This window comes from Gordonia pseudamarae (genome assembly GCF_025273675.1).
Classification (GTDB): domain Bacteria; phylum Actinomycetota; class Actinomycetes; order Mycobacteriales; family Mycobacteriaceae; genus Gordonia; species Gordonia pseudamarae.
In genome coordinates, this window is sequence record NZ_CP045809.1 from 4,444,333 (window position 1) to 4,470,181 (window position 25,849).

Annotated in this window: 22 protein-coding genes; 13 read left to right on the forward strand and 9 right to left on the reverse strand. The window is 67.3% G+C overall.

What is annotated here, in order from left to right; genetic code table 11:
- Window positions 1-319: 319 nt before the first annotated feature.
- The 10 genes from GII31_RS19390 to GII31_RS19435 all read left to right on the forward strand — a co-directional run bounded on the left by GII31_RS19390 (window position 320) and on the right by GII31_RS19435 (window position 10,470).
- Window positions 320-1,174 carry an MlaE family ABC transporter permease gene (locus GII31_RS19390; protein ID WP_213244996.1) on the forward strand — a complete coding sequence of 285 codons (855 nt, stop codon included), beginning with the start codon at window positions 320-322 and terminating at the stop codon, window positions 1,172-1,174.
- A gap of 169 nt (window positions 1,175-1,343) precedes the next feature.
- The gene (locus tag GII31_RS19395; protein WP_246222355.1) at window positions 1,344-2,132 is read left to right on the forward strand and encodes an MlaE family ABC transporter permease; all 789 of its coding nucleotides are present in this window, start codon (window positions 1,344-1,346) and stop codon (window positions 2,130-2,132) included.
- Window positions 2,132-3,292 carry an MCE family protein gene (locus tag GII31_RS19400; protein WP_213244998.1) on the forward strand — a complete coding sequence of 387 codons (1,161 nt, stop codon included), beginning with the start codon at window positions 2,132-2,134 and terminating at the stop codon, window positions 3,290-3,292. Before GII31_RS19395 ends, GII31_RS19400 begins: the two co-directional genes overlap by 1 nt.
- Complete coding sequence (locus GII31_RS19405; protein ID WP_213244999.1) at window positions 3,289-4,299, forward strand: MCE family protein; 1,011 nt, start codon at window positions 3,289-3,291, stop codon at window positions 4,297-4,299. The genes GII31_RS19400 and GII31_RS19405 overlap by 4 nt, the downstream gene beginning before the upstream one ends.
- Entirely contained in the window at window positions 4,296-5,306 is a 1,011-nt protein-coding gene (locus GII31_RS19410; protein ID WP_213245000.1) for an MCE family protein, read from the forward strand. The genes GII31_RS19405 and GII31_RS19410 overlap by 4 nt, the downstream gene beginning before the upstream one ends.
- Window positions 5,303-6,556, forward strand: coding sequence for an MCE family protein (locus tag GII31_RS19415; protein WP_213245001.1), 1,254 nt, complete (start codon window positions 5,303-5,305; stop codon window positions 6,554-6,556). Before GII31_RS19410 ends, GII31_RS19415 begins: the two co-directional genes overlap by 4 nt.
- Window positions 6,553-7,737 (forward strand): MCE family protein, encoded by a 1,185-nt coding sequence (locus GII31_RS19420; RefSeq protein WP_213245002.1) that lies wholly within the window; start codon window positions 6,553-6,555, stop codon window positions 7,735-7,737. The genes GII31_RS19415 and GII31_RS19420 overlap by 4 nt, the downstream gene beginning before the upstream one ends.
- Window positions 7,737-9,221, forward strand: coding sequence for an MCE family protein (locus tag GII31_RS19425; protein WP_260840122.1), 1,485 nt, complete (start codon window positions 7,737-7,739; stop codon window positions 9,219-9,221). The genes GII31_RS19420 and GII31_RS19425 overlap by 1 nt, the downstream gene beginning before the upstream one ends.
- A complete protein-coding gene (locus GII31_RS19430; RefSeq protein ID WP_213245003.1) occupies window positions 9,182-9,853 on the forward strand; it encodes a hypothetical protein in 672 nt (223 codons plus the stop codon). The genes GII31_RS19425 and GII31_RS19430 overlap by 40 nt, the downstream gene beginning before the upstream one ends.
- Complete coding sequence (locus tag GII31_RS19435; RefSeq protein ID WP_213245004.1) at window positions 9,850-10,470, forward strand: hypothetical protein; 621 nt, start codon at window positions 9,850-9,852, stop codon at window positions 10,468-10,470. Before GII31_RS19430 ends, GII31_RS19435 begins: the two co-directional genes overlap by 4 nt.
- Window positions 10,471-10,519: 49 nt before the next feature.
- Here the strand turns inward: GII31_RS19435 and GII31_RS19440 are convergent, their stop codons facing one another.
- Window positions 10,520-11,887 carry an FAD-binding oxidoreductase gene (locus GII31_RS19440; protein ID WP_213245005.1) on the reverse strand — a complete coding sequence of 456 codons (1,368 nt, stop codon included), beginning with the start codon at window positions 11,885-11,887 and terminating at the stop codon, window positions 10,520-10,522.
- Between the two features lie 77 nt (window positions 11,888-11,964).
- On the opposite strand from GII31_RS19440, the gene GII31_RS19445 reads away from it, so the two are divergent.
- The gene (locus tag GII31_RS19445) at window positions 11,965-12,939 is read left to right on the forward strand and encodes a serine/threonine-protein kinase (protein WP_213245006.1); all 975 of its coding nucleotides are present in this window, start codon (window positions 11,965-11,967) and stop codon (window positions 12,937-12,939) included.
- 6 nt (window positions 12,940-12,945) lie between these two features.
- Here GII31_RS19445 and GII31_RS19450 read toward each other — a convergent pair whose 3' ends face one another.
- Window positions 12,946-14,061: an amidohydrolase family protein gene (locus tag GII31_RS19450; protein WP_246221958.1), complete on the reverse strand. Its 1,116-nt coding sequence runs from the start codon at window positions 14,059-14,061 to the stop codon at window positions 12,946-12,948.
- Between the two features lie 216 nt (window positions 14,062-14,277).
- Here GII31_RS19450 and GII31_RS19455 point away from each other — a divergent pair, with 216 nt between their 5' ends.
- The gene (locus GII31_RS19455) at window positions 14,278-15,429 is read left to right on the forward strand and encodes an FAD-binding oxidoreductase (RefSeq protein WP_213245007.1); all 1,152 of its coding nucleotides are present in this window, start codon (window positions 14,278-14,280) and stop codon (window positions 15,427-15,429) included.
- A 43-nt stretch (window positions 15,430-15,472) separates the two neighbouring features.
- Here GII31_RS19455 and GII31_RS19460 read toward each other — a convergent pair whose 3' ends face one another.
- The 7 genes from GII31_RS19460 to lon all read right to left on the reverse strand — a co-directional run bounded on the left by GII31_RS19460 (window position 15,473) and on the right by lon (window position 24,834).
- Window positions 15,473-16,732: a hypothetical protein gene (locus GII31_RS19460; protein WP_213245008.1), complete on the reverse strand. Its 1,260-nt coding sequence runs from the start codon at window positions 16,730-16,732 to the stop codon at window positions 15,473-15,475.
- Between the two features lie 141 nt (window positions 16,733-16,873).
- Window positions 16,874-17,383 carry a heat shock protein transcriptional repressor HspR gene (locus tag GII31_RS19465; protein ID WP_407649844.1) on the reverse strand — a complete coding sequence of 170 codons (510 nt, stop codon included), beginning with the start codon at window positions 17,381-17,383 and terminating at the stop codon, window positions 16,874-16,876.
- Between the two features lie 6 nt (window positions 17,384-17,389).
- Window positions 17,390-18,589 (reverse strand): molecular chaperone DnaJ, encoded by a 1,200-nt coding sequence (gene dnaJ / locus GII31_RS19470; protein ID WP_213245009.1) that lies wholly within the window; start codon window positions 18,587-18,589, stop codon window positions 17,390-17,392.
- 153 nt (window positions 18,590-18,742) lie between these two features.
- Complete coding sequence (gene grpE / locus GII31_RS19475; protein ID WP_213245010.1) at window positions 18,743-19,417, reverse strand: nucleotide exchange factor GrpE; 675 nt, start codon at window positions 19,415-19,417, stop codon at window positions 18,743-18,745.
- The gene (gene dnaK, locus GII31_RS19480; RefSeq protein WP_213245011.1) at window positions 19,414-21,249 is read right to left on the reverse strand and encodes a molecular chaperone DnaK; all 1,836 of its coding nucleotides are present in this window, start codon (window positions 21,247-21,249) and stop codon (window positions 19,414-19,416) included. Before dnaK ends, grpE begins: the two co-directional genes overlap by 4 nt.
- 266 nt (window positions 21,250-21,515) lie before the next feature.
- A complete protein-coding gene (locus tag GII31_RS19485; RefSeq protein ID WP_213245012.1) occupies window positions 21,516-22,367 on the reverse strand; it encodes an NAD(P)-dependent oxidoreductase in 852 nt (283 codons plus the stop codon).
- A gap of 91 nt (window positions 22,368-22,458) precedes the next feature.
- Window positions 22,459-24,834, reverse strand: a complete 2,376-nt coding sequence (lon, locus tag GII31_RS19490) for an endopeptidase La (RefSeq protein WP_213245013.1) — start codon at window positions 24,832-24,834, stop codon at window positions 22,459-22,461.
- 234 nt (window positions 24,835-25,068) lie between these two features.
- Between lon and GII31_RS19495 the strand changes: the two genes are divergently transcribed.
- Window positions 25,069-25,782 carry a cutinase family protein gene (locus tag GII31_RS19495; RefSeq protein ID WP_213245018.1) on the forward strand — a complete coding sequence of 238 codons (714 nt, stop codon included), beginning with the start codon at window positions 25,069-25,071 and terminating at the stop codon, window positions 25,780-25,782.
- Window positions 25,783-25,849 lie beyond the last annotated feature (67 nt).

A 25,849-nucleotide genomic window follows, 5' to 3' on the forward strand; every position in this document is an offset into this window, starting at 1 on the left:
TGAGGGGTACGGGCCGCGACGGCCCGTGTCACCCCAGGCCACCCGCCCTAAAATGGACTGACCAAAAAGGCGATATCCCCCGCAAGAGGCAACGAATTGCCACCACCGGGGGACGAAAGTCCCTAATCGGATAGATAGCTTGGTTCGAGCCGATAACGAATGTGATCTACCGCACTTGCGACCCGAGTAAGCGAACAGCCTCACAATCCATACCGCCGATCTTCCCGCCCGACCCAGCCGATCGCCGGTCGAGCAGGTGCCCCGGCCCCGCCGCGGCAGCCCCGCCCACCGCACCGTTCGCTTTCGTAGGGAAATTTGAATGACCTCACAAACAGCAGAAAAAACTCCGGAGACAGCAGGCACCCCGGCCGCGGCGGACTCGACCCCGGACCGGGACACGCCGCGAAAACGCACGGGCACAGCCAAATCTCGTGCCGGTGTGCTGCCACGCGCGGTCGGCAGCTTCTACGCCACGTCGATCGAGACGTTCCGGTACCTGTTCAGCTCCCGGTTCCAGTTCAAGGAGTTTCTGGCCCAGGCGTGGTTCATCGCCAGTATCTCGGTGATGCCGGCGCTGCTGATGTCCATCCCGTTCTGCATGATGTTTGTCTACGAGATCAACATCCTGCTCACCGAGATCGGCGCGGTCGACCTCAGCGGTGCGGGTGCCGGCGTCGCGATCATCCGGGAGATCGGCCCGGTCATCACCGTTCTGGTGGTGGCCGGTGCCGGATCGACCGCGATCTGCGCCGACCTGGGCTCGCGGACCATCCGCGAGGAGATCGACGCCATGCGGGTCCTGGGTATCGATCCCATCCAACGGCTATGTGTACCAAGAGTTGTCGCTTCGACAGTGGTGGCCCTGTTCCTCAACGGACTGGTCACCGCGGTCGGCATCATCGGCGGGTACTTCTCGACGGTGTACCTGCAAGGCGCATCCCCCGGGCAGTATGTGGCGGCCTTCTCCATCCTCACCGGCCTGCCCGATGTCATGGTGGCCGAGATCAAGGCCGCGGTGTTCGGCCTCCTGGCCGGCCTGGTGGCCTGTCACCTGGGCCTCAACGTCAAGGGTGGCCCGAAGGGCGTCGGGGATGCGGTCAACCAGACCGTCGTCTTCAGCTTTCTGCTGCTGTTCCTGGCCAACTCGATCATCACCACGATCTCGCTGAACTGACACCCACACACCCTGCTGCGGTGCGCGCACCGGCACCCGCAGACGAACAAGACCGACGACGAACTGATGCTCGGACAAGGACGATCCATTGACCAGGCCAAGACCAACACTTCTTGACACAAGAGCCCTACGCAGCGCCACCAAGGCCGCCCAGGCACCCGTCGGCACCATGTCGTCGATGGGCAGACAGGTGTCGTTCTACGCGCAGACCCTCATGGCGCTGCCACGCACGCTGCGCCGCTACCGCATGGAAACCCTGCGGCTGCTGGCCGAGGTGAGCATGGGTACCGGTGCCCTTGCCGTGATCGGCGGAACACTGGTCATCGTCACGCTGCTGACCACCGCCGTCGGCTACGAGGTCGGACAGCAGGCCACGCACAGCCTCGGACATATCGGGATCGGGGCACTGACCGGATTCATCTCGGCGTTCTTCAACACCCGCGAGGCACTGCCGGTCATCGCCGGCATCGCACTGACCGCGACCGTCGGCGCCGGCTTCACCGCGCAGCTCGGCGCGATGCGGGTCAGCGAGGAGATCGACGCACTGGAAACGATGTCCATCCCGTCGCTGCCCTACCTGGTGGCTTCGCGGGTGCTGGCCGGGATCATCGCGGTCATCCCCCTGTACTCGATCTCCCTGCTGGTGGGATACACCACCACCAAATGGGTCACGATCTATCTCGCCGGACAGTCGGCGGGTACCTACGACCACTACTTCAGCGTCTTCCTCGTCCCCTCCGATGTGTTGTGGTCGGTGCTGAAGGTGTTGTGCATGGCCACCGTCGTGATGCTGGTGCACTGCTATCACGGCTACAACGCACACGGCGGGCCCGCCGGCGTCGGGGTGGCGGTGGGCCGTGCGGTCCGCACCTCCCTGATCGCCATCATGATCATCAATCTGCTGATCGGCATCGCCGTCTACGGCGGCCCCTCCGGCGCGGTGAGGATGTCCGGGTAATGGCACTGGGATTCCGCGAGGTAAAGAAGTCCACCGAGATCTGGCTGGGCCTGGGACTGATCGCCGCGATCGTCGCGCTGACCCTGGTCGCGATCGGCAGCTACAAGCAATCGTTCACCGACACCATCGATGTCACCCTGCACGCCGGTCGGGCCGGCCTGATGCTGGAGAAGGGATCCGACGTCAAGGTCGCCGGCGTGGTGATCGGGACCGTCTCGGGGGTCAAGGCGACCGAATCCGGGGCTGATCTGACCCTGCGCATCGAGTCGAAGTACCGCAAGGCGCTGCCCGGTGACGTCACCGCCACCATCGACCCCACCACCCTGTTCGGCCGCAAGTTCGTCACCCTGACCGCACCGGCCGGCAGCACCCCGACAACGCTGAGATCCGGTTCGGTGATCAACGGGGCGGACACCACCACCGAGGTCAACGACCTACTCGAAGATCTGGTCTCGGTGATCAGGGTGGTCAAGCCCCGCGAGGTCAGCGACACCCTGTCGGCGTTGTCGTCGGCACTGCGCGGCATCGGCCCCGACGTCGGCACCCTGGTCACCTCGCTCGACAAATACCTGACCTCGTTCAATCCGTACCTCGACCGGGTCCGCACCGATCTGCGTTCGGGATCTGCTGCGGCACAGACACTCTCCGAAACGGCACCGGACATGCTCAGGACGGTCGACAATCTGACCACCACCGCGGGCACGCTCACCGACAAGCGGTCCCAGTTCGGCGCATTCCTGTTGAGTTTCACCAACTTCGGCGCCAGCGGCGAACAATTGTTCCGGGCCGCGGGCACGCCACTGGAGAAGTCGATGGACACGCTGGTGCCCACAGCCCAGCTACTGGGCGAGTTCTCGCCGATCCTGCCGTGTTTCCTGAAGAACCTGGCGCAGACCAACAAGCACCTGGAGATCACCAACGGCGGCAGTGCCCGGCCGGGACTCAACGTCATGGCGACACTTCTGATGGGCAACCCGCCCTACAAGTACCCGCAGAATCTGCCGCGCACCGGCCTGCCCAACGCACCGAGTTGCTACTCGAACGTCGGACAGCGGCACGTCGACTTCCCCGACGGCAGCGACGCGTACGCACCTATCACCGGCCCGGAGGACTACTTCGGAAACCCGCTCGCCGATCTGCTGTTCGGAGGCTCTCGATGAAGATCGCGCCCACCCTGATCAAACTGGGAGTGTTCACCGTGATCACCGCGCTGGCGGGCCTGTTCGTGGCGATGATCGCCGGGGACCTGCGCTTTGGTGACACCACATCGTATGCCGCACAGTTTTCTTCCGCATCCGGGATCACGCCCGGGTCCGACGTCAAGGTCGCCGGGGTGACCCGGGGGAAGATCGAGGACGTCGTCCTGAACAGCGACGGGACCGCACGGGTGAAGTTTTCGCTCGATTCCGACGTCGTACTCACCTCCGGGACCAGGGCGTCGATCCTGTACAAGAACCTGATCGGCGACCGCTACCTGGAGCTGTCCGAGGGCAGCGGCCGGACGGCCGCCCTGTCGGGCAACTCGATCCCGGTCGCCAACACCACGCCCGCACTCGATCTCGACGAGGTGGTCAACGGTTTCCGGCCACTGCTGCAGGGCCTGGACCCCGATCAGGCCAACCAGCTCACCGGATCGCTCATAGAAGTACTCAACGGACGCGAATCCGCGGTGGCCCAACTGATCGCCGACCTGGCGCTGCTCACCAACTCTATCGCCGACCGCGATGAATCCATCGGCGCGATCATCACCAACTTCAACGGTGTGCTCGGTGACGTCGCCGAACGCAGCGGGCAGCTCGACTCGCTGCTGGCCGGCGTGAGCGATCTGACCCGGGCACTGTCCGACGATCGGCGGACCATCACGACCTCGCTGGACAAGATCGACGGCCTCACCCGCTCGCTGAGCGATCTCACCGGGCCCGCCCGCAAGGACATCGCCGACACCGTCACCGGCGTGCGGCAACTGAGCACCAATCTCAACCGCAACACCGACACCGTCAATCTGGTGCTGTCCCAGCTCCCCGAGGCATACCGCCTGATCGGCCGTGTTGCCGGCTACGGCAACTTCGTCAACTTCTTCGTATGCGGGCTGGCGATCCGCTACGGCTCAACCACTCAGGAGACCACTCCCATGATCACCGTCCCGGCTGCGCGGTGCCAACCATGAGCAACCGATACCGCAAGAGCATCCTCGAACGCGACCCGGTCAAGATCGGCATCGTGGGCACGATCATCATCATCGCGATCACCGTGCTGGCGTTCAACTACGGATCGCTGCCGGTGGTCAACGGCGGCAAAAAGTACCACGCACAGTTCGCCGACGCGAGCGGGCTGCACACCGGCGACGCGGTCCAGATAGCGGGCGTCGAGGTGGGCAAGGTCACCGACATCTCCATCAACGGAACCAAGGTGGACGTCACATTCACCGCCGACCCCGGCGACCTGACGCTCAAGTCGGAGACCACCGCGCAGATCAAGGTCGAAACGGCGCTGGGCCGGCGATTCATCGAACTCGTCTCCGCCGGCCGGGACCCACTGCCGGCCGGTGCCACCATTGCGCTGGAGCGCACATCGTCGGGCTACGACATCACCCGCAGCCTCAACGAGGTGACCGACACCGTCGCCAAGACCGACAAGCCTGATCTGTCGAGCGCGCTCGACCAGCTGACCAAGCTGCAGGACGCGCTTCCGGAGGATCTGCGTTCCACCATCGACGGTGTGCGGCGCCTGTCCTCGACGGTGGCCGAACGCGACGGCGACCTGCGTGATCTGCTGAACAACGCGGGCACCGTCACCGATATCGTCGCCGAACGCAATCAGCAGCTGGTGTCGTTGCTGGGGCAGGGCAGAACGTTGTTCGCCGCCCTGAACACGCGGGCGACGGCGATCCGCCGGGTCCTCGTGCAGGGCTCCGAGGTCGCCAACGCGCTGACCGCGATCGCCTCGGACAACAGAGCGACGCTCAGACCAGCACTGGATCAGCTCAACTCGGTGCTGGACACGCTCAACGCCAACTACCAGAACATCGACAGGTCACTGGCCGGGCTCGAGCGTTTCGCCAGGCAGGTCGGCGAAGCGGTGTCCAGCGGACCGTTCTTCTCCGCCATGCTGCAGAACATCCTGCCCGCCAACCTCAACGGCCAGCAGCCCTACAGTCCGGGAGCACCCCGATGAGCCGATCACACCGATTCTCGCGCAACGCCACCGGCGTCACCGCCCTCAACTTCGGCAAGCGCAAGACCCTCATCTATCTGACACTGGCCGTCCTGCTCGTCGCCGCCACCGCCGCGGCGACGTTCACCGGCGGCGGCGACCGAACCGTAACCGCCTACTTCCTCAGTGCCGCAGGACTTTACCTCGGTGACCCGGTGATGGTGCTGGGCGTGCCGATCGGCACCGTCACCAAGATCGACCCCCAACCCGACGGTGCGCGCCTGACCCTCACCCTGACCTCCGACCAACCGGTTCCCGCCGACGCCGGCGCCGCCATCATCGCACCGACCCTGGTCTCGGGGCGCTATGTCCAGCTCGCACCGGCCTACACCGGCGGACCGAAGATGACCTCCGGCGCGACGATCGCGCTCGCCGACACCGCCACACCCGTCGAGTACGACGAACTCAAGGAACAACTCGTAGCCCTCTCCCGCGATCTCGGCCCGGCCTCCGGCGCCGAGGGTCGCGCGCAGCAGGGATCGCTCGGCCGGTTCCTGCACGCGAGCTCGAACACACTGGAGGGCAACGGAAAGCTGCTCCGGGAATCGCTCAACCAGCTGTCGAGGGCGGCATCGACCCTCGACAAGTCCTCACCCGACCTGTTCACCACGGTCGAGAACCTGAGCACGATCACCCGCGCCCTGTCGACCAGCGACGACCAGATCTCCGCATTCTCCCGGCAGCTGGCCCAGCTGTCCGGCGTCCTCAACGACAACCGGACCGAACTCGACACCTTCCTGAACAGCATCGATGCCGCCTTCGGGGAGGTGAAGACGTTCATCGACAACAACCGGTCCGCATTGAAAGATGCTGTCGGAAAGGCCAATACGACAACCCAGGTGCTCGTCGACCGTGTCGACACGCTGGCCTCGATTCTGCACTCGGGCCCCAACGCGCTGTCCAACTTCTACAACATCTACGACCCCGCTGGTAACTCGCTGACCGGCAACGTGGCGATTCCTGACTTCCCGGACCCGCGTTCGCTGATCTGCGCGCTGCTGACGACCGTCGACGCCCCGCAGAGCGACTGCGTGAAGGTGACCCGCCAGTTGGCCACCAATCTTGCCGCGGCGGACAAGAAGTCGGCGATCACCAAGAATGATGGCCAGACGGGGTCGAAGCCGGCGGGATCGAAGCCGGCGGGGCCGAAGAGCACGGCCACCCCCACGAGCACAGCCAAGAACGTGCCTTCCGAAAGTGGTGAACGATGAACCGTCGACAACAGGCCACGCCGGCACCCGCACCGCGCGGCAACCCGCCCCGGCGCCGCCATTCCCGGATCGCCACGGTCCTCACCTCCACCGCGGCCGCGTCGGCGCTCCTGGGCGGGTGCACCTTCGACGGCATCAACTCACTGCCGCTGCCCGGCAATTCCGGGGCCAGCGGCCAGACCTATCGGGTCACGGTGAAGCTGACCAACGCCCAGAACCTCGTGGGCAACTCACCGGTCAAGTACCACAACGCCACCATCGGCAATGTCCGCACCATCGGCAACAGCGGCTGGCACGCCGAGGCGGTTCTCGACCTGAGCAAGGACGCCGAGATTCCCGCGAACGTCCGGGTGAAGCTGTCCCAGACCAGCATCTTCGGATCTCAGTTCATCGAGTTGATCAACCCGAACACGACGGCCGGTGCCACCGGTGACACCCGGCACGACGGCAGCATCCTCTACGACGGGGCGGTCCTGTCGCTGGAGCAGTCCTCGCAGTATCCTTCCGTGGAAGAGGTTCTCTCGGCGGTGTCGCTGGTGCTCAACGGGGCCGGGCTTCAGCAATTGCGCACCGTCACCGGCGAACTCAACAGTGTCCTGGGCGGCCGGGAGGGCGATCTGCGGAGCCTGATCCCCAAACTGCGGACGCTGGTGGCCGATCTCAGCGATCAACGCGGCGACATCCGACGCGCCATCGACAGCATCGCCGCCCTCAGCGACCGGCTCGAGAAGGACCGCGACATCATCAACCGGGGTATCGATTCGATCACCCCCGCGGTCGAGGTACTCAACACCCAGCAGCGCCAGCTCACCGACATGCTCAGCGCGGTAGGAAGATTCGGCGACGCCGCCAGCACCGTCCTGGACCGCAGCAACCGCGACACACTGGCGAATCTGCACAATCTGGCACCGGTGGTCAACAAGCTCGCCGAATCGGGCGACAACCTGACCGAGGCACTCAAGATCGCGGGCACCATCCCGTTCCCCGTCACCACCGTCCAACGCGGTGTCAGGGGCGACTACCTCAACCTGTTCCTGACTCTGGACATCAGCCCGGAGAAGATCACCACGGCGGTCATCCCGAGCTATGGACGCCAACCCCGCGTCCAGCCCCGGCTGGCCCGCGACAACGCCGATCCCCTGACCGCGCCCCTGCGTACGCAGCAACGAAAGGGCCGATAGTGCTTCACTCCACACTGGTCCGGTTCCAACTCGTCTTTTTCACCGTCGTCGCGGTGATCGGGGTCGGATACGCCGCCTTCGCCTACGCCGGGATCCAGCGACAGACCGGCATCGGAATGTACACGGTCACCACAGAACTCGAGGACACCGGCGGACTGTACGTGAACGCTCTGGTCACCTATCGCGGCGTCAAGGTGGGCACCGTCACCGACGTCGGCCTCCGATCGCCGGGCGCGCGCGCCGAGTTGCAGATCTCCTCGGACTACAAGATCCCCGCGGACCTCGACGCGCGGGTGCGCAGCATCTCCGCGGTCGGTGAGCAGTTCGTGGACCTCATCCCGCGCACCGGCGACGGACCCCGCCTCAAGGACGGCGACGTCATCGCCGCCGACCGGACCCACATCCCGGTGGCCACCACCACCGTCATCGAAGACGTCCGCGCACTGCTGCAGGCGGTCCCCAAGGACGATCTGGACACCACACTGCGCGAGGCGTCCACCACGCTGACCGGGATGGGCAGACAACTCAACACGGGACTGTCGGCGGCTACCAGGGTCGTCGACCGGGCGAGCCGCAACCTCGACCCGACCCTGCGGCTCATCGACTCCGCACAACGCCCGTTGACCCAGATCGCGCAGTCGGACAAGGCCATCGACACCTTTTCCCGGAATCTGGCGTCATTCACCCAGCAGCTCACGATGAGCGACGGGGCGGTCCGGCTGGCCCTGGACACCGGCGACGGGTTCTTCGATTCGGCATCATCGCTCATGCAGGACCTCACTCCCACCGCTGGGGTGCTGCTGAGCAATCTGCAATCCGTCGGACAGGTCGTACGGGTCAATCTTCCCGGTGTACGCCACATCCTGGTGGTGTATCCCGCGGTGGCGGCCGCGGTGAACACGATGCACACCGGGCTGCAGGACCCGGCCGACCGGTCGACCGGCCAGGGCAGACTCGACCTCAAGTTGTTCAACACCGCCAACCCGGTGCCCTGTACGCACGGCTACCAGGAGATCACCCGGCGCGACCCGGCCGACCTGTCGACGGCCCCCGCGCCGGAGAACTCGTACTGCAAACTCAAGGTGGACGACTTCCGTGGAGTACGCGGGGCACGAAACCTGCCGTGCGCCACCAACCCGGCAGTACGCACCGCCGATGTCGCCAAGTGCCCGCGCGGACTGCCCTCGACGTGGCCGGAGTTGCTCTCCCGGCCCGGGCAGACCTACCGGCCCAGCACCGGCCGCTCCACCCCCAACACACCACACACACCGGATTCGGCGCACCGATCCGGCACCCGGCCGACCGGATCGTCGCAACGCACCGCACCGAGGGTCACCGCGGTTCCGTACGACCCGGCCACCGGACGGTTCCGCACTCCCACCGGAACCACCTACAGCATCGGCACCATCGCCCGGGGAATCTCCGGGGGCAAGGAGAAAACATCATGGCCACAACTCTTTCTGCCCGAGCCGGCGGCACGATGACCACCGGCGGCCGAACCGGCGGGGCGGCACCTGCCACCGGGCCGGACGCCCCCGATGAGGGCGCCCCGGCCCCGACTGCCCAGGACTCGCCCGGCGAAGGCGACACCGCCGAGCACCGCGACGGGCCCGCGGCCGGGCCGGCCACCGACAATCCGCGAGCCGCGGCCACGATCATCATCGGCGTGCTGGTGGCGATCGTCGCCGCCGGGATCGGTGCGATCTTCTTCATCGGTCACCGATCCGGGGTCTCCGACGCCGATCGCGACCAGGAGATCATGTTGGTCACCCGGCAGGTCGTCGGCAGTCTGGTGACGCTGCGGCACCAGTCCGCCGACGAGGACCTGAAGAAGATCACCAACGCCACGACCGGTGACTTCCGTAAGCAGTTCACCGACGGCGGTGGAAGTTTCGCAACCGTCCTGCAGCAGGGCGCGGTGGAATCGACCGGCGCCGCCCGGGAGGTCGCGATCGTGACGTCCGACGATTCGTCGGCCACCACGATCGCCGCGGTCACCTCGACGGTGAAGAACTCCGAGGTCCCCGACGGCCAACCGCGCGTATACCGCATGAAATTGTCCCTGGAGAGGCACGACGGGCGCTGGCTCGTCTCGAACGTGGAGTTTGTGGCGTGAACACCGAGACATCCGATCAGGACACCCGCGAAACCAAGAACGGCGAGAACGGCGCACCGTCTCGGCGGCAACGTCTGCTCGCCGCCCCACACACCGGATTCGGGCGGCTCGCGGCCCGGACCGGCGCCCTGTCCCCGACACGGCTGCGCGGCACCCTGGCCGCGGTGATCTGCGCCGCGGTCCTGGCCGTGGGATTCCTGGGGTACTCGGTGGTCAAGTCCATCGACACCACCGGAACCCGCGACGCCGGACAGGAATCGGTGGCCGCGGCCAAGAAGCTGGTGCCGACCCTGCTGTCCTACCGGGCCGAGAACGTCAAGGCCCAATTCAGCGCGAAATACGACCTGCTCACCGGTGACTTCCGGAACGAGTTCGAGAAGCTGGCGACCTCCACGATCATCCCCGGCGCCACCGAACGCAAGGTGAGCACCGAGGCCGAGGTGGTCGAGGCGGGACTGATCTCCAACAGTGCCGATCGCGCCGACGTCCTGCTGTTCGTCAACCAGAAGACGACCTCGTCCGATTCGCCGGACGCCACCCTTGACGGCAGCCGCGTCAAGGTGTCGCTGACCAAGATCGGTTCGGGCTGGAAGGTGTCGGGTCTACGACCGGTCTGAGCCCGGCCCCTACGCCCCGCCCCACCAGTCCCCCACGCCCGCGGTCCGATCAGAGCAGCACCCCCGGGTTGAGCAGACCATCGGGATCGAGGGCCTTCTTGATGGCGGCGGTCATCGCCATGACGTCGGGGCCCACCTGATCGGGCAGCCACGCCTTCTTGAGTCTGCCGACCCCGTGCTCGCCGGTGATGGTGCCGCCGAGTTCGATGGCCACATCCATCACGCGCCCGAAAGCCGAATGCGCGCGCCGGGTTTCGTCGGCGTCGTCGGGGTCGAACACGATGAGCGGATGGGTGTTGCCGTCACCGGCGTGCGCGATCACCGAGATCATCACCCGCTCGTCGGCGGCGATGGCACCCACCCTGTCGATCAGGACCGGCAACATCGCGATCGGCACACCCACGTCTTCCAGAAGCAGCGACCCCAGACGTTCGACCGCCGGGATCGCCGCGCGCCGTGCCGCGGTGAACGCCTCGCCCTCGTCGGGGTCGGCGGTGGAGAACACCTCCGACGCGCCGTGACGGCCGAAGACCTCCTCGATGAGCGCCACCTCGGCGGCCGCGGCCGGTCCGGGGGCATCGGACTGTGCCACCAGCAGCGCCCCGGCGTCCCGGTCCAGATCCATGTGGAGCATGTCCTCGACGGCGTTGATCGACACCTTGTCCATGAACTCGAGCAGCGCCGGACGTATCCTGCCGGTGATCTCCAGAACCGCCTCGGCGGCCTGGCGCACCGAACCGAACGTCCCCACCACCGTCGATGCCGCCGCCTGGGCGGGGATGAGCCGCAACGTGACCTCGGTGACGATGCCCAGCAGTCCCTCACTGCCGACGAACAGTTTGGTCAGCGGCAGTCCGGCGGAGTCCTTGAGCTGCTTGCCGCCGAGCCGGACCGCACGGCCGTCGGCGAGCACCACCTGCAGGCCGAGCACATAGTCGGTGGTCACCCCGTATTTGACGCAGCACAGCCCGCCGGCGTTGGTGGCGACGTTGCCGCCGATCGTGCAGATCTCGAACGAGGAAGGGTCCGGTGGATACCAGAGGCCGTGCGCCCTGGCCGCCTCCTTGACCTCGGCGTTGAACACGCCGGGCTGACTGACCGCGGTGCGGGTGCCTGTGTCGATCACGATCTGCCGCATCTTCTCGGTGGACAACATGATCGCACCGTCGACGGCGGTCGCCCCACCGGACAGGCTGGTCCCGGCACCGCGGGTGACGATCCCTACGCCGTTCGCCGCGCACCAACGCACCGTCGTCTGCACCTGTTCGGTGGTGATCGGACGCACCAGGGCCCGCGGAGTGCCCGCGTCGGGGTCCTGGGCCCGGTCACGCCGGTACCCTTCGAGGACGTCGGGATCGGTGACCACCATCCCGTCGGGAAGGGCGTCGGCGAGCGGGGCGATGTCTACTGTCGGCATAGCCCCCACACTATGGAGTCGGCGGGCGCCGGGCGGTCTGTACGGCCACACTATGCGGCTGCACCTACGCTATCGATATGACAGCGAGGCGTGAGCCGCTTCCACCGGGCACCGTGCTCGGCAACCACCTCATCGAGCGGCTCGTCGGCGCAGGTAGCAGCGCCGACGTATACCTGGCACATCCGCGCGCACCCCGACCGGGCGATCCCGGCTCGGTGGCGTTCAAGGTGCTGCACTCCGGCGAGGCCGGCCAGCATGTCGCGCGCGCGAGATTCGAGCGGGAGTTCACCATCGCCTCGCTGCTGCACCACCGGCACATCGTGCGGATGTACGACCACGGCGAGCTGACCGTGGACGGGCTCCCCACCCCGTGGATGGCGATGCAGTACGCGGGCGGCCCCGCCTCCGACGTTCTGATCCCGGGCCCCGCAACCGAACCGGATCTGCCGACGATCGTGCGGGTGGCCACCCAGAGCGCCGCCGCCCTCGATCACGCGCACCACCACGACGTGATCCACCGGGATGTCAAACCGGCCAACATTCTGCTGACCTCGCGCACCGCGTCCGCCGCCGACGCCCTGCTCAGCGATTTCGGAATCGCACAGTTCCTCGATGACGCCCGGCCGCTGGCCCGAAACGGCCGGGTACGCGGATCCATCGCCTATGCGGCACCGGAACTACTTCAGGCACAACGTCTTTCACCATCCACCGACCTGTACGCCCTGGCGTGCAGCCTCATCGAATGGCTCACCGGAAAGCCCCCCTACCCCCGGCAGACGGCGTTCGCGATCACGTACGCGCATATCCGCGACCCGGTACCGCCGCTCACCGGGCGCCGCCCCTGGCTGCCGAGTTCGCTCAATTCCGTGTTCGCCAAGGCACTGGCCAAGGACCCGGGTCACCGATACGAGACGTGCGAGGAATTCGTGTCGATCATCGCCCGCACCCTGCGCGATGTGACATCGCCCGAACCGCCTCGCCCCGCCCGCAGGTTCGGCTGGTTTCCCAAGCGCGACACCGACGAGGGCACCAGGGCCGAAGGCCGACGCTAGTGGTTGTCACCCGGGACGTCCGGAGGGGCCGATCCGGTAGATGTCCCGCGCATTTTCGGCGAAAACTCTTCGCAGCCAATATGACCCGCGATCCTCCAGGACGTCGGCGAGCGCTCCCACCAGATCCTCGAGCGTGGCGTTGGGTCGTTCCACCGGAAAACCCGACCCGAACATGAGCCGCTCGGCACCGAACCGGGTGGCCAGATGATCGACCAGCGGACCGACCATCTCGGCGAGCGTTTCCCGGCCGCCGATATTGCCCCACCGGGCCTTGCCGTACCCCAACACGGGCAGCGCCAGTCCCGACAGCTTCACCACCACGTTCGGGTAGGTGGCCAAGGTGACGATGCGTTCACGCCACAACCGCAGGATATCGGCGCGGGCGGCAGCCGTCGCGCCGGTACGCACACCGACGGGACCGAACGCGCCGACGGGGATACCCATGTGATCGACAACGATGGTGGTTTCGGGAAACTCGCGGGCCAGGATCACCACGTCATAGAGCTGGTGCGAATAGCACATCACCTCGAAGACGAGTCCGCGCCGGGCGATCTGCTCGAAACCGGCCAGGAACTCCGCCGACGACAGGGCGCCGTCGTCGACCGCGAAGTCACGCACGCCCGGGTCGGGATGCCGGGCCGCGCACCAGCGCACACCGCGCAGCAGATCGGTGATCGCCGCGTGTTCGTCCAGCCGTGCCCCGAAGTCGGCCTCACCGGGATCGCCCGCGGCGATGACCGCCCCCAGCCGCGGTGCCGACCCCACCCCGAACGGCAACGACGCGATATACCCGGTCTCCACCACCGGCGAGGTGTCCCGCCCACTCAGTGACAGCGACTCCACACACACCACGGTGTCGATCCGCGCGCCGGTCACCGGCAGCACCCGCGCGGCATCGGCGAGATAGTCACGGGGCTCATAGGCGCGCAGCAGAGCCGATGGGTTGAGCAGGAACTCCGGCTCGACGCGGCCGGTCACCCGCGGGATGATCCGGCTGCCCATCCCGGCCAGCTGACGCAGGCCGCGGGTGAGGACATCCGACGACGACGGCATACGACGCGGATTCCATTGATGCAGGTGCGCGTCGACGATGCCCGACGGTACACCTTCCAACTTGTTCACCCCCTGAGCGTCGCATACGGGACCGACCCGATCGCCGTCCCTGTCGTTACCACATCGTTACTGTCGTCGTCACATCCACAACCGGGCCATATCCGTGATCGGTCGCCACGACCTCTCCGCTACGGCGGCCGCGCCCGGCCACCGACTAGAATATTGGCTTCAGCCCGATGAATCCATGCCCGGGCCGAGCCCGGCTACAGGAGGTACGGATACACCGTGGTCAGCCATTCCCGACGCGGTCTGCACCATCTGCGAGACCTGGTCAACGAGGACCAGCAGGGTTTTGCCACCAACGTGTACGCACGCCTGTTCAGCATCGAACCGGCACTACGCGACCTGTTCGGCCCGTCGATGACCGAGATGCGCAGCAAGTTCGTCGGCGTCATCGACCATGTGCTCGCCACGATTCCCGCGCCCAGCGGCCAGGACGAACTGGTCGACTTCCTGGCCCAGCTCGGTCGTGACCACCGCAAATACGGAATCACGCCCGAACACTACAACCACATGTATCAGGCGCTGATGGATGAATTCGCCGCCATGATGGGCGCCGACTGGGACACCGAGACCCAGCAGGCGGTGTCGCAGGCGATGCTGCTGACCACCGGTGTGATGCGCGGGGCCGCACAGATGGCCGAAGGCCCGGCCGTATGGACGGCCGAGGTCGCCGAGAAGTTCCGAATCTCCCGCGACCTTGCCGTGGTCCGGCTGCTCACCGATCATCCGCCGGTCTATCAGACGGGACAGTATCTGGAGGTGTGCATACCGCAGTGGCCCAAGACGTGGCGCAATCTGTCGCCGGCGATCCCGCCGAACGAGGCGGGCGAACTCGAGTTCCACGTCCGGGGCGTGCCCGGCGGACTGTTCAGCGCGTCGGTGGTGAAGGAGACCGCCGTCGGCGATCGCTGGACGTTCGCGCAGGCGCACGGCACTCTGCACATCGAACCGCAGCTACCCGTCCTGATGGTGGCGGGCGGCACCGGTCTGGCACCGCTGCGCGCGCTGCTGCTGGACATGGCCAGACGCGCCGACCAGGTGCCCACACACATCTTCTACGGCACCCGCTACCCGGGTGAGCTGTACGACCTGGCGGTGTTGCGCCGGATCTGCGCCACCAACCCCTGGCTCACCGTGACCGCGGTGTCCGAACACACCGAGGATCCGTGGTGGCTGGACGCGGTGGTCACCCCCACCGAGCTCGGCATCGAGCACATGTACGGAACCTTGGCCAACGTGGTTGTGACATACAGCGATTGGAGCGAACATCAGGTACTGCTGGCCGGCTCGCCCGATATGATCGAGTCGACCCGCACGCGCCTGATCATCACCGGCGTACCCGCTCGCAGAATCCAGCACGACCCCCTGACCTGAACCACCGGGGACCTGAACCACCGGGCCGGGCGCACCGGTGGTTCTATCGGAGCGGGTCCTCGGCATCCTGTCGCCAGCGGGTCTGTGACCGCTCGGGCACATAGTAGTTACGCTCGGCCGGAACCTCGATCGTCGTGGTCACCGTGACCGTGGCCGGAGTCTCCGTGACCGTCTCGGTCTCGGTCTGCATATCGGTTTCGGTGGCGGTCTCGGTGACCGTTCGCGTCGCCGTCCGTGTGGTGGTGGCGGTCGCCGTCTCCGTGTTGCGTTCGGTGACCGTGGCCCCGTCGCCGCGGACCGTTTCGGTGACGGTGGCGCGGGACCTGTTGACGGTCTTGGTGGTGGTCCGCGTGACCGTCGCCGTCGCATCCGAGGCGGTCGAGACCTTCTCCTCACCCGATCCGGCCGAGTCCGCGATCACCGCACCGGCGATCGCCCCGAGCGCGAGTGCACCGACGATCGCCGCGGCGGCCGGCCACCACCGACGGGGCTGGGCCTGCGGGGTATCGCCGACGACCGCGGCGGCAGCGGGGGTACGCACCGGCCGGACCGGCTCGGACAGCAACCGATGCGCGGACACGGCCACGCCGGTGGCGACGGCCAGTTCCGGTGCGGTCGCGATCGACACCGGCCGGGCGACCGCGTACTCGAAGGCCGGCGCCACTCCCGGCACCGCCGCCCCGGCACCGGTGCAGATGACCTGGACGACAGCTGCTCCGCCGGGCATCGTCGTGACGGCGTCGGCGACCGCGTTGGCCCCGTCCGGTTCGGTGATGGGCGCCGGTGAGCCGTCGTTGAACGACGCGGTACCCACGATGGCGCCTGACTGCACGTCGACGGTGATGATGGAGCGGCCCGACGACGGCACGCCCGCGCCGTCAAGATCGACGACGGCGACCACACCACCGCGGGTCGGCTCGGCGCGCGCCACCTCGGCCAGTGCGACCGGGAAATCCACCATCCGCACCTTGGCCGCCCATACCGGAGCGGAAGGTCCGAGAGCCACCTGTTCGGCGAGGAAGGCGCCCGTCGGCTCACGGGAGGCCGCGATGCCGATCGCGTCGACGGCCATCGGGACCGAATCGATGAGTTCGGCGACCGCATCGAACGCGTCCTGCGGCGTGCCGGCGACGAGGTCGACGATATTGCTGGCGACTATGTCGCCGGCCGGCCCCCGCACGATCGAGATGATCGCGTCATCGGTGACAGCCACGCCCAGCACGCTGCCGTTCCCGGCGGACTCGTGGCGGCCGACCCCCACGGTCGGTGCCTCCGAATCCGGCTCGTTCGCGCCGTACGTCATCGTGCGTGTCCCTCGTCAAGATCGAACCGCCCGAGCGATCCGGTGTTCCCACTACTGTAGGGGTAGCGTCGGCGCGCACTCCCGGCGCCTCGGGCTGTCGGCTCCCCGTCGGCATCCGTACCCGCCGGCGCCGCGCGCATCTCAGCCGTCCGAACCCGGCTGCCGGTCGCCCTTCTGACCGCCCGAACCCGACTGTCCTCTGCCCCCACGGCGCCGCGGCTGCCAGACGACCAGCGCACTGGTGCGGGGCACCGGGACCAGCTCGCCACCGCGCCGGGACCGGGCCGAATCCAGTTCCTCGGTGAGTTCACCGATCCGCGCGCGCAGCGCGTCGACCTGGTTGCTCAGATCGATGATCCGTTTGATTCCGGCCAGATTCACGCCCTCCTCCTGGGAAAGGCGCTGAATCTCGCGCAGCAGCTCGACATCGCGGGAGGAGTACCGACGGCCCCCGCCGCTGGTGCGCGACGGGGTGACCAGGCCGAGCCGGTCGTAGGTGCGCAACGTCTGCGCGTGCATACCGGCCAGCTCCGCCGCCACCGAGATCATGAACACCGCAGTCGTATCGGCGGTGTTGCCCCCAGAGGAACCACCGCCGCGGGCCGCGTCCCGACCACCGGGCACCCCGTCGGAATTCGATCGCGTGTTCATGGCCGGTCACCGTCCCCAGTCTGCCCGCGGATCGAACCCACTAGCGTGCTCGGCCTGAGCGTAGGCCCGCATGGCCTCGCGCGCGGCGTCGTCGAGTTCGGGCGGCACCGCGACCTTCACGGTGACCAGCAGGTCCCCGGCCCCACCGGACCGCTTCGGCACGCCCCGGCCGCGTACTCGCAGGGTGCGTCCGTCGGTGGTGCCCGCCGGTATCTTCACGCCCACCGAGCCGTCGAGTGTCGGGACCGACACCGTCGCGCCCAGGACCAGTTCGGAGATACTCACCGGCAGGGCCACCTTCAGATCCTGGCCGCTGCGCGTAAACACCCTGTCCGCCTCGACGTGCACCACCACGTACAGATCGCCGGACGGTGCACCGCGCCGGCCCGCCTCGCCCTGCCCGGCCAGCCGGATCCGCTGCCCGTCCTCCACGCCCGGGGGGATGCGCACATTGATGGTGCGGGCACGGACCTTGACACCGCTGCCGTCGCAGTCGGTGCACGGATCGTCGATCCGCGAACCGGTGCCCTGGCAATCCTGGCACGGCTCGCTGAAACCGAACGCGCCCTGATTGCGGCTCACATAGCCCGAACCGTTGCACGACGGGCACACGCGCGGGCTGGTGCCGGCCTTCGCCCCGCTGCCGTGACAGGACGTGCACGGCGACGGGCTGGTCACCCGCAACGGCACCGTCGTACCGACGGCCGCGTCGCGGAAGGTCAGCGAGGTCTCGGTCTCCAGGTCTTTACCGCGGCGCGGCCGGGTGGTGGTCTGCGACCGGCCGCCCCGGTTGAACAGGCCCTCGAAGATGTCGCCGAAACCACCCGATTCGCCGCCACCGCCGCCACCACCACCGAACAGGTCACCGATATTGAAGTCGGCGCCCGTGCTGGTCGTGTAGCTGGTGCCCCCGCCGCCCGGAAAGCCGCCGGGGAAGCCGTTGCCGCCGCCACGGAATCGACCGCCGGCGAACATCGCACGGGTCTCGTCGTACTCTTTCTTCTTCTCGGGATCCGATAGAACGCTCTTTGCTTCAGACACCCTCTTGAATCGCTCTTCGGCCTCCGCGTTCCCTGGATTGCGGTCAGGGTGCAGCTCTGCGGCGAGCTTGCGATAGGCCTTCTGAATTTCCTCAGGCGAAGCGTCAGAAGCAACGCCGAGGTCCTTGTAGAAGTCTCGTTCGAGCCATTCGCGTTGTGGAGCCATCGGACGTCACCTCCTGTGGGACGTGGGTCCGACGACACTGCGCGCGGACCGCGTGATTGCTGTGAAGTTCTTGTCGACCGGAGATGCCCGGTGACGCCGTGGTGACGTCACCGGGCATCTCCGATGTGCGGTCAGACCCGGGGCGGATTGCCCCTATTCTGCACCCCGCGTGTCGGTCGCGGCCTCGGCCGGAGCCGCGGGTGCATCGGTAACCGTCACCATCGCGGTACGAATCACCTTGTCGCCGAATCGGTATCCGCATCGGTACACGTCACCGAGCACCGGATTGGTGCCGTCGCCGTCATTCTGTACCGCCTCGTGCAACTCGGGATCGAAGGGATCACCGGACGTGCCGAACGGCACCAGCTCCTCCGCGGTGAGCACACCGAGGAGTTTGTCGGCGACGGACTTGAGCGGGCCCTCGGCGAGGTCGCCGTGGGCGCGCGCCCGGTCCAGATCGTCGAGGATGGGCAACAGCTTCTCGGCCAGCACCCGCTTGCCGTAGGCCACCGATCCCTGCTTCTCCTCGGCGCTGCGCCGTTTGAAGTTGGCGAACTGGGCCCGTTCACGCTGGAGCGCAGCGGTCAGCTCGGCGACCTGCTCGGCGGCCACCTGCGCGGCCGCGTCGGGTGCCGCCGTGGCGAGTTGCGGCTCGTCCTGCTCGGACGAAGTCCCATCCTGTCCCTGCCGCGGTTGCCCCGCCCGCTCCTCGTCCGCCGCGCCGGGGCGCACCTGTCCCGTGTCGGGATCGATGCGCCGCCGGTCGCTGACGGTGATCGGCTCGTCAGGCTGGATCGGTTCGTCGGACAGGGGGCCCGAAGCCGTCACTTCTTGTCCTCGTCGACAACCTCGGCGTCCACCACGTCATCGGCGCCAGCATCGGCACCCGCGTCGCCACCGTCGGCGGTGGCGTCGGCCTGGGCGGCGGCGTAGATGGCCTGGCCCATTTCCTGCGACTGCTCCGACAGCTTCTCGATGGCGTTCTTGACGGCCCCGATGTCGGTGCCCTTGAGCGCCTCGTTGGCCTCGGCGATGCTCGCGTTGACCTTCTCCTTGAGGCCCGCGTCCACCTTGTCCTCGTTGTCCTTGAGGAACTTCTCGGTGTGGTGGACCAGCGACTCGGCCTGGTTGCGGGTCTCGGCCTCCTCACGACGATTGCGGTCTTCCTCCGCGTGCGCCTCGGCGTCCTTGATCATCCGGTCGATCTCGTCCTTGCTCAGGCCCGAACCGTCCTGGATGCGGATGCTGTTCTCCTTGCCGGTGCCCTTGTCCTTCGCGGTGACGTGCACGATGCCGTTGGCGTCGATGTCGAAGGTCACCTCGATCTGCGGGACACCCTGCGGTGCCGGGGCGATACCGCCGAGCTCGAAGGAGCCGAGCAGCTTGTTGTGCGAGGCGATCTCACGCTCACCCTGATACACCTGGATCTGCACCGAGGGCTGGTTGTCCTCGGCGGTGGTGTAGGTCTCCGACCGCTTGGTGGGGATGGTGGTGTTGCGTTCGATCAGCTTGTGCATCACGCCGCCCTTGGTCTCGATACCCAGCGACAGCGGGGTCACATCGAGCAGCAGGACGTCCTTGACCTCACCACGCAGCACCCCGGCCTGCAGGGCCGCACCCACCGCGACGACCTCGTCGGGGTTGACGCCCTTGTTGGGCTCCTGGCCGCCGGTCAGCTCCTTGACCAGCTCGGTGACCGCGGGCATACGGGTGGAGCCGCCGACGAGGACCACGTGGTCGATGTCGCCGACCGAGATCCCGGCGTCCTTGATGACGGCCTGGAACGGGGCACGGGTGCGCTCGAGCAGGTCGGAGGTGATCTTCTGGAATTCCGACCGGCTCAGCTGCTCGTCGAGGAACAGCGGGTTCTTGTCGGCGTCGACGGTGATGTACGGCAGGTTGATCCCGGTCGACTGCGATGCCGACAGCTCGATCTTGGCCTTCTCCGCGGCCTCGCGCAGACGTTGCAGGGCCATCTTGTCCTTGGTCAGGTCGATGCCGTTCTGCGACTTGAACTTCTCGACGAGCCAGTCGACGACACGCTGATCCCAGTCGTCGCCACCGAGGTTGTTGTCGCCGGAGGTCGCGCGGACCTCCACGACACCGTCGCCGATCTCCAGCAACGAGACGTCGAAGGTGCCGCCACCGAGGTCGAACACCAGGATGGTCTGTTCCTTCTCACCCTTGTCCAGTCCGTAGGCCAGGGCCGCGGCGGTGGGCTCGTTGACGATGCGCAGCACGTTCAGGCCCGCGATCTGGCCGGCCTCCTTGGTGGCCTGACGCTGGGCGTCGTTGAAGTACGCGGGAACGGTGATCACCGCGTCGGTGACGTCCTCGCCGAGGTAGGCCTCCGCGTCGCGCTTGAGCTTCATGAGCGTGCGCGCGCTGATCTCCTGCGGGGTGTACTTCTTGTCGTCGATGCCGACGGTCCAGTCCTCGCCCATGTGACGCTTGACCGAACGGATGGTGCGGTCGACGTTGGTGACGGCCTGGTTCTTGGCGGGCTGCCCGACAAGTACCTCACCGTTGCGCGCGAAGGCGACGACGGACGGCGTGGTCCGCGAGCCCTCCGCGTTGGCGATGACGCTCGATTCGCCGCCTTCCAGCACGGATACGACGGAGTTGGTGGTACCGAGGTCGATTCCAACAGCACGTGACATCTGTTTTTCCTCCTGTTTCAGGGCGTGAGCCCAAGCTTCTGCGGGTCCGGCGCCGCCCACGGCACCGGGTTGGTTTGCCCGGAAACCTGCGCAGGCACTCAACTTCAGTGCGGCCGACTCATGTTCTAGCGGAACCTTCGCCCTGCGGTCAACTCAAGTTGAGTGTGTATTGCTCAAGTTTCTCGATGGGTCCAACGGGTGGACCCCCGGGGTTGTTCCCGATTCCGGAGAAAAAGTTGATCCGATTACGCTCAGGTCTGTGATGCTCAGGTCTGTGATGCCCAGGTCTGCGATGCCCAGGTCTGCGATTCGGTTCGGGCACCGGCCAGCCGGTGCAGCGACACCGCCGCCGCCCGCGCGATATCCGCCGGCACGCCGTGACCGTCGAGCATGGCGGTGGCCGCATCCATCTCCTCGGCGCGCCGGGCCGCGTGATGCCGGGTGCCCTCGACGATCCCCGCCAGCGACGCGGCGGAGAGATCGTCGAACTCGGCCCGGATGTTGTCGGCCAGCCAGTCGCCCAGACCCTGCTTGTCCGCGGCGTCGAGTGCCTCGACGATCGCCGCGGCCATGCCCTTGTAGAAGACGCTGCGCAACAGCTTTCGCTCGGCCGCCGCACCCGCCGGACCGTCGATCACCTCCACGCGACCGCCGTGCGCGGAGATGACCCCGGCGAATCGAGCCGCCCCCGAACCCGCGGCGAGCATCGGCACACCGATGCCCTTGCCCGGCACGTACGCCATGATCGACACATCGGCGAAGTATGCGCCACGTTCGGCGAGTCGGTCGCCGAACCGCGCCATCAACCCGGGCTCGGTGGTGTTGAGATCGGCCCACAACGCACCCGCGCGGACGGCGGGCAGCGCGGCCTCGAGCGCCGGGGCCGCAAAGGCGGCGGTGGTCAGCGAGATGACGACGTCGGCCGATTCCGCCGCAGCCCGGTCGCTGTCGACGCGCACGACACCGTCGGGTGCGGTGGTCGAGGGGTCCGGGTCGTAGGCGCTCACGATGGCACCGGCGGCCACCAGGTCCGCGGCGAACATCGTGCCCACCTCCCCGAGCCCGAGGATTCCGAAGCTCACCGGGCCGCCGGACGGCCCTCCCGCGGTCGACGTCATACCCGGGACTCTACGCACCCGAGCCGCACGGGCGGGCGGACATCACACACCCCACCGATCACGCCGGATCGGTGGGGTGTGTGGCGCGCCCTCAGGCCGCCGACGACTCGGTCCGTGCCGACGACTCCGGATACGCCGATTCGGGCCGGGTGGCCGGTTCCAGCGCACGGGCGACGATCTCGGCGACATCGGCCACCGGAATCACCTCCAGCGCGTCGAGGATCTCGGTGGGCACGTCGTCGAGGTCGGGCTCGTTGCGCTGCGGGATGAACACGGTCCCCAGCCCGTTGCGCTGCGCGGCGAGCAACTTCTGCTTGACACCACCGATCGGCAGGACCCGCCCGTTCAGCGTGACCTCGCCGGTCATGCCCACGTCGCCGCGCACCCGCCGCCCCGTGGCCATCGACACCAGCGCGGTGACCATGGTGACCCCGGCCGACGGGCCGTCCTTGGGGACGGCTCCGGCGGGCACGTGCACATGGACGGTGCGATTGAGCGCGACCGGATCGACACCGAGTTCGCTTGCGTGCGCACGGACATACGACAGAGCTATCTGCGCCGACTCCTTCATCACATCACCGAGCTGACCGGTCAGTTGCAGTCGGGGATCCCCGTCCCCGTCGCCGGAGCCGGCGGCGGTCGCCTCGATGTACAGCACGTCGCCACCCATCCCGGTGACCGCGAGACCCGTTGCCACACCCGGAACCTCGGTCCGCTCGGCCGATTCCAGGGTGAACCGGGGACGGCCGAGGTATTCCTTGAGATCGTCCTCGCCGATCGTGACCGGCGCCGACGCCCCACCTGTGGCCAGTTTCGTGGCCACTTTCCGCAGCATCTTCGCCAACAGCCGTTCATAGTGGCGCACACCGGGTTCGCGGGTGAAGTTCGCGGCGACTTCCCGCAGCGCGTCATCACCGATGACCACCTCGTCCGCCGACAGCGCCGCCTTCTCGATCTGTCTCGGCACCAGGTGCCCGCGGGCGATGGCAATCTTGTCGTCCTCGGTGTAGCCGTCGATGGTCACCAGTTCCATCCGGTCGAGCAACGCCGACGGTATGTTCTCGATGACGTTGGCCGTGGCCAGGAACACCACATCCGACAGGTCCAGGTCGAAGTCGAGGTAGTGGTCACGGAAGGTGTGGTTCTGCGCCGGGTCGAGGACCTCCAGCAGCGCGGCCGCCGGATCGCCACGGTAGTCCGAACCCACCTTGTCGATCTCATCCAGCAGCACAACAGGATTCATCGATCCCGCTTCGCCGATGGCACGCACGATCCGGCCCGGCAGCGCGCCGACGTAGGTTCGTCGGTGGCCGCGTATCTCGGCCTCGTCCCGCACACCGCCGAGGGCGACGCGGACGAACTCACGGCCGAGGGCACGCGCGATGCTCTCCCCGAGCGAGGTCTTGCCCACACCGGGCGGGCCGGCCAGCACCATCACCGCGCCGGAGCCGCGTCCGCCGACCACCTGCAGCCCGCGTTCGGCGCGACGGGCGCGCACCGCGAGGAATTCGACGATGCGATCCTTGACGTCGTCGAGACCGTGATGATCGGCATCGAGAATCTCACGGGCACCGGCGATGTCGGTGGAATCAGTGGTGGTGACGTTCCACGGCAGCTCGAGAACCGTGTCCAGCCAGGTGCGGATCCAGCCCGACTCCGGCGACTGGTCACCGGCCCGCTCGAGTTTGCCCACCTCTCGCAGCGCGGCCTCGCGTACCTTCTCGGGCAGGTCGGCGGCCTCCACCCGGCCACGGAGGTCGTCGGCCCCCTCGGGCTCGTCCTCGCCGAGTTCCTTGCGGATGGCGGCGAGTTGCTGGCGCAGCAGGAACTCCTTCTGCTGCTTCTCCATTCCGTCGCGGACGTCTGCGGTGATCTTGTCGCTCACCTCCGTTTCGGCGATGTGTTCGCCGGTCCACCCGATCAGCAGCCGCAACCGGCGTGCGATGTCGGCGGTCTCGAGCAGTTCCCGCTTCTGCCGGTCGGTCAGCCACGTGGTGTAGCCGGACGTGTCGGCCAGCGCCGACGGGTCGGTCATCTTGTTGACGGCATCGATGATCTGCCACGCCTCCCGGCGCTGCAGCATCGCCAGCACCAGTTTCTTGTATTCGGCGGCAAGCTCTGTCACCTCGTCGGTGACGGGCTCCTCGTCGATCTCGGTGACCTCGACCCACAGTGCCGCCCCATGCCCGGGCGTACCCGACCCGATCTGCGCACGCCGCTCGCCCTTGACGACGACGGCCTGCTGCCCACCGGGGATACGTCCGACCTGCACGATCGACACGATCGCACCGTGTGTCGGATACCGGTCGTCCAGTCGCGGCGCCACCAGCAGCCTGCCCGATTCGGTCGCCCGGGCGGCGTCGACGGTGGCCTGCGCGCCGTCGTCGAGCGGGATGGGCACCACCATGCCGGGCAGAACGACCAGGTCGGGAACGAACAGGACCGGCACTGAGTATGTGTTGGACATACAACCTCCAAAGTTCAGCCTGGTGGACTCAACCCCATGGCCGGCGGTCTTCTTCCCGATCGACTTATGCCCCCGGCGAACAGGATGGATTTCGGAATTTCGGCCAGAATCGCCTCGGCCGGACACCATGGTTCGGCCGGTCACGGCGTCTATCCGCCGAATCGGAACGTGACCCGGACCACTCGCCGATTCAGCCCTCACGTTCGGGCACCGGCGACGCTAGTATCAGCGGGTATGAAGAAGGTGTCCACGGCGGTGCTCGCGTGTCTAGCCACGATCCTCACCGCCGCCGCGACGATTGTGGCGGCACCACAGGCACAGGCCGCGCCGTGTCCGGCCGTGCAGGTCATCTATGCGCGCGGCACCACCGAGAAGCCCGCCCCGCTCGGCGCCACCGGTCAGTCCTTCCTTGGTTCGCTCCAGGCGCAGCTTCCGGGACGGGCGGTGGCCGGTCACGGGATCAGGTACGCGGCCAGCGGCAATTACGCCAGGCCACTGTCGTATCTCCTGTCGGTGCGCAACGGTGTGCTCGGCACCCAGTCGCGCATCATCAGCACCATCAGGCGATGCCCCGACACCAAGATCGTGCTCGGCGGTTTCTCACAGGGCGCTGCCATCGTCGGATACGCGATCAGCTCGGACCTGAGCCTTCGCCGGGATCTGTCGATCGTGCAGTTTGCGATGCCGACTCCGCTGCCCCCGTCGATCTCCGACCACATCGCCGCCGTGGTGTTGTTCTCCCAGCCGTCCGACAACTGGCTCGGCAACGTCGGCGCCCCGCCGATCCGCCTCGGCGCCGAATACGCCGACAAGTCCATGCGTTACTGCCTGCCGCTGGACAACATCTGCGACGGCAGCCCGTTCAGCCCGCCCAACCCGCTGCACCTGGCGTACGTGTTCGGTGGCGTCACCTACGCGGGCGCCGCGTTCGCGGCCGGCCTGGTGTGACCGTCTGAGTTGAACCACCCCGCCGGCATCGGGTGCGACAGCATGAATCCGCTCCCCGCCTGTCGGG

Excerpts from the sequence above, each read along its gene's own strand:
- GII31_RS19395 (WP_246222355.1), top strand. The coding sequence starts at position 1,344 with ATGTCGTCGATGGGCAGACAGGTGTCGTTCTACGCGCAGACCCTCATG.
- GII31_RS19495 (WP_213245018.1), top strand. The coding sequence starts at position 25,069 with ATGAAGAAGGTGTCCACGGCGGTGCTCGCGTGTCTAGCCACGATCCTC.
- GII31_RS19400 (WP_213244998.1), top strand. The coding sequence starts at position 2,132 with ATGGCACTGGGATTCCGCGAGGTAAAGAAGTCCACCGAGATCTGGCTG.
- GII31_RS19440 (WP_213245005.1), bottom strand. The coding sequence starts at position 11,887 with ATGCCGACAGTAGACATCGCCCCGCTCGCCGACGCCCTTCCCGACGGG.
- GII31_RS19415 (WP_213245001.1), top strand. The coding sequence starts at position 5,303 with ATGAGCCGATCACACCGATTCTCGCGCAACGCCACCGGCGTCACCGCC.
- GII31_RS19420 (WP_213245002.1), top strand. The coding sequence starts at position 6,553 with ATGAACCGTCGACAACAGGCCACGCCGGCACCCGCACCGCGCGGCAAC.
- dnaJ (WP_213245009.1), bottom strand. The coding sequence starts at position 18,589 with ATGGCTCCACAACGCGAATGGCTCGAACGAGACTTCTACAAGGACCTC.
- dnaK (WP_213245011.1), bottom strand. The coding sequence starts at position 21,249 with ATGTCACGTGCTGTTGGAATCGACCTCGGTACCACCAACTCCGTCGTA.
- lon (WP_213245013.1), bottom strand. The coding sequence starts at position 24,834 with ATGTCCAACACATACTCAGTGCCGGTCCTGTTCGTTCCCGACCTGGTC.
- GII31_RS19445 (WP_213245006.1), top strand. The coding sequence starts at position 11,965 with ATGACAGCGAGGCGTGAGCCGCTTCCACCGGGCACCGTGCTCGGCAAC.
- GII31_RS19460 (WP_213245008.1), bottom strand. The coding sequence starts at position 16,732 with ATGACGTACGGCGCGAACGAGCCGGATTCGGAGGCACCGACCGTGGGG.
- GII31_RS19410 (WP_213245000.1), top strand. The coding sequence starts at position 4,296 with ATGAGCAACCGATACCGCAAGAGCATCCTCGAACGCGACCCGGTCAAG.
- GII31_RS19390 (WP_213244996.1), top strand. The coding sequence starts at position 320 with ATGACCTCACAAACAGCAGAAAAAACTCCGGAGACAGCAGGCACCCCG.
- GII31_RS19485 (WP_213245012.1), bottom strand. The coding sequence starts at position 22,367 with ATGACGTCGACCGCGGGAGGGCCGTCCGGCGGCCCGGTGAGCTTCGGA.
- GII31_RS19465 (WP_407649844.1), bottom strand. The coding sequence starts at position 17,383 with ATGAACACGCGATCGAATTCCGACGGGGTGCCCGGTGGTCGGGACGCG.
- GII31_RS19430 (WP_213245003.1), top strand. The coding sequence starts at position 9,182 with ATGGCCACAACTCTTTCTGCCCGAGCCGGCGGCACGATGACCACCGGC.
- GII31_RS19405 (WP_213244999.1), top strand. The coding sequence starts at position 3,289 with ATGAAGATCGCGCCCACCCTGATCAAACTGGGAGTGTTCACCGTGATC.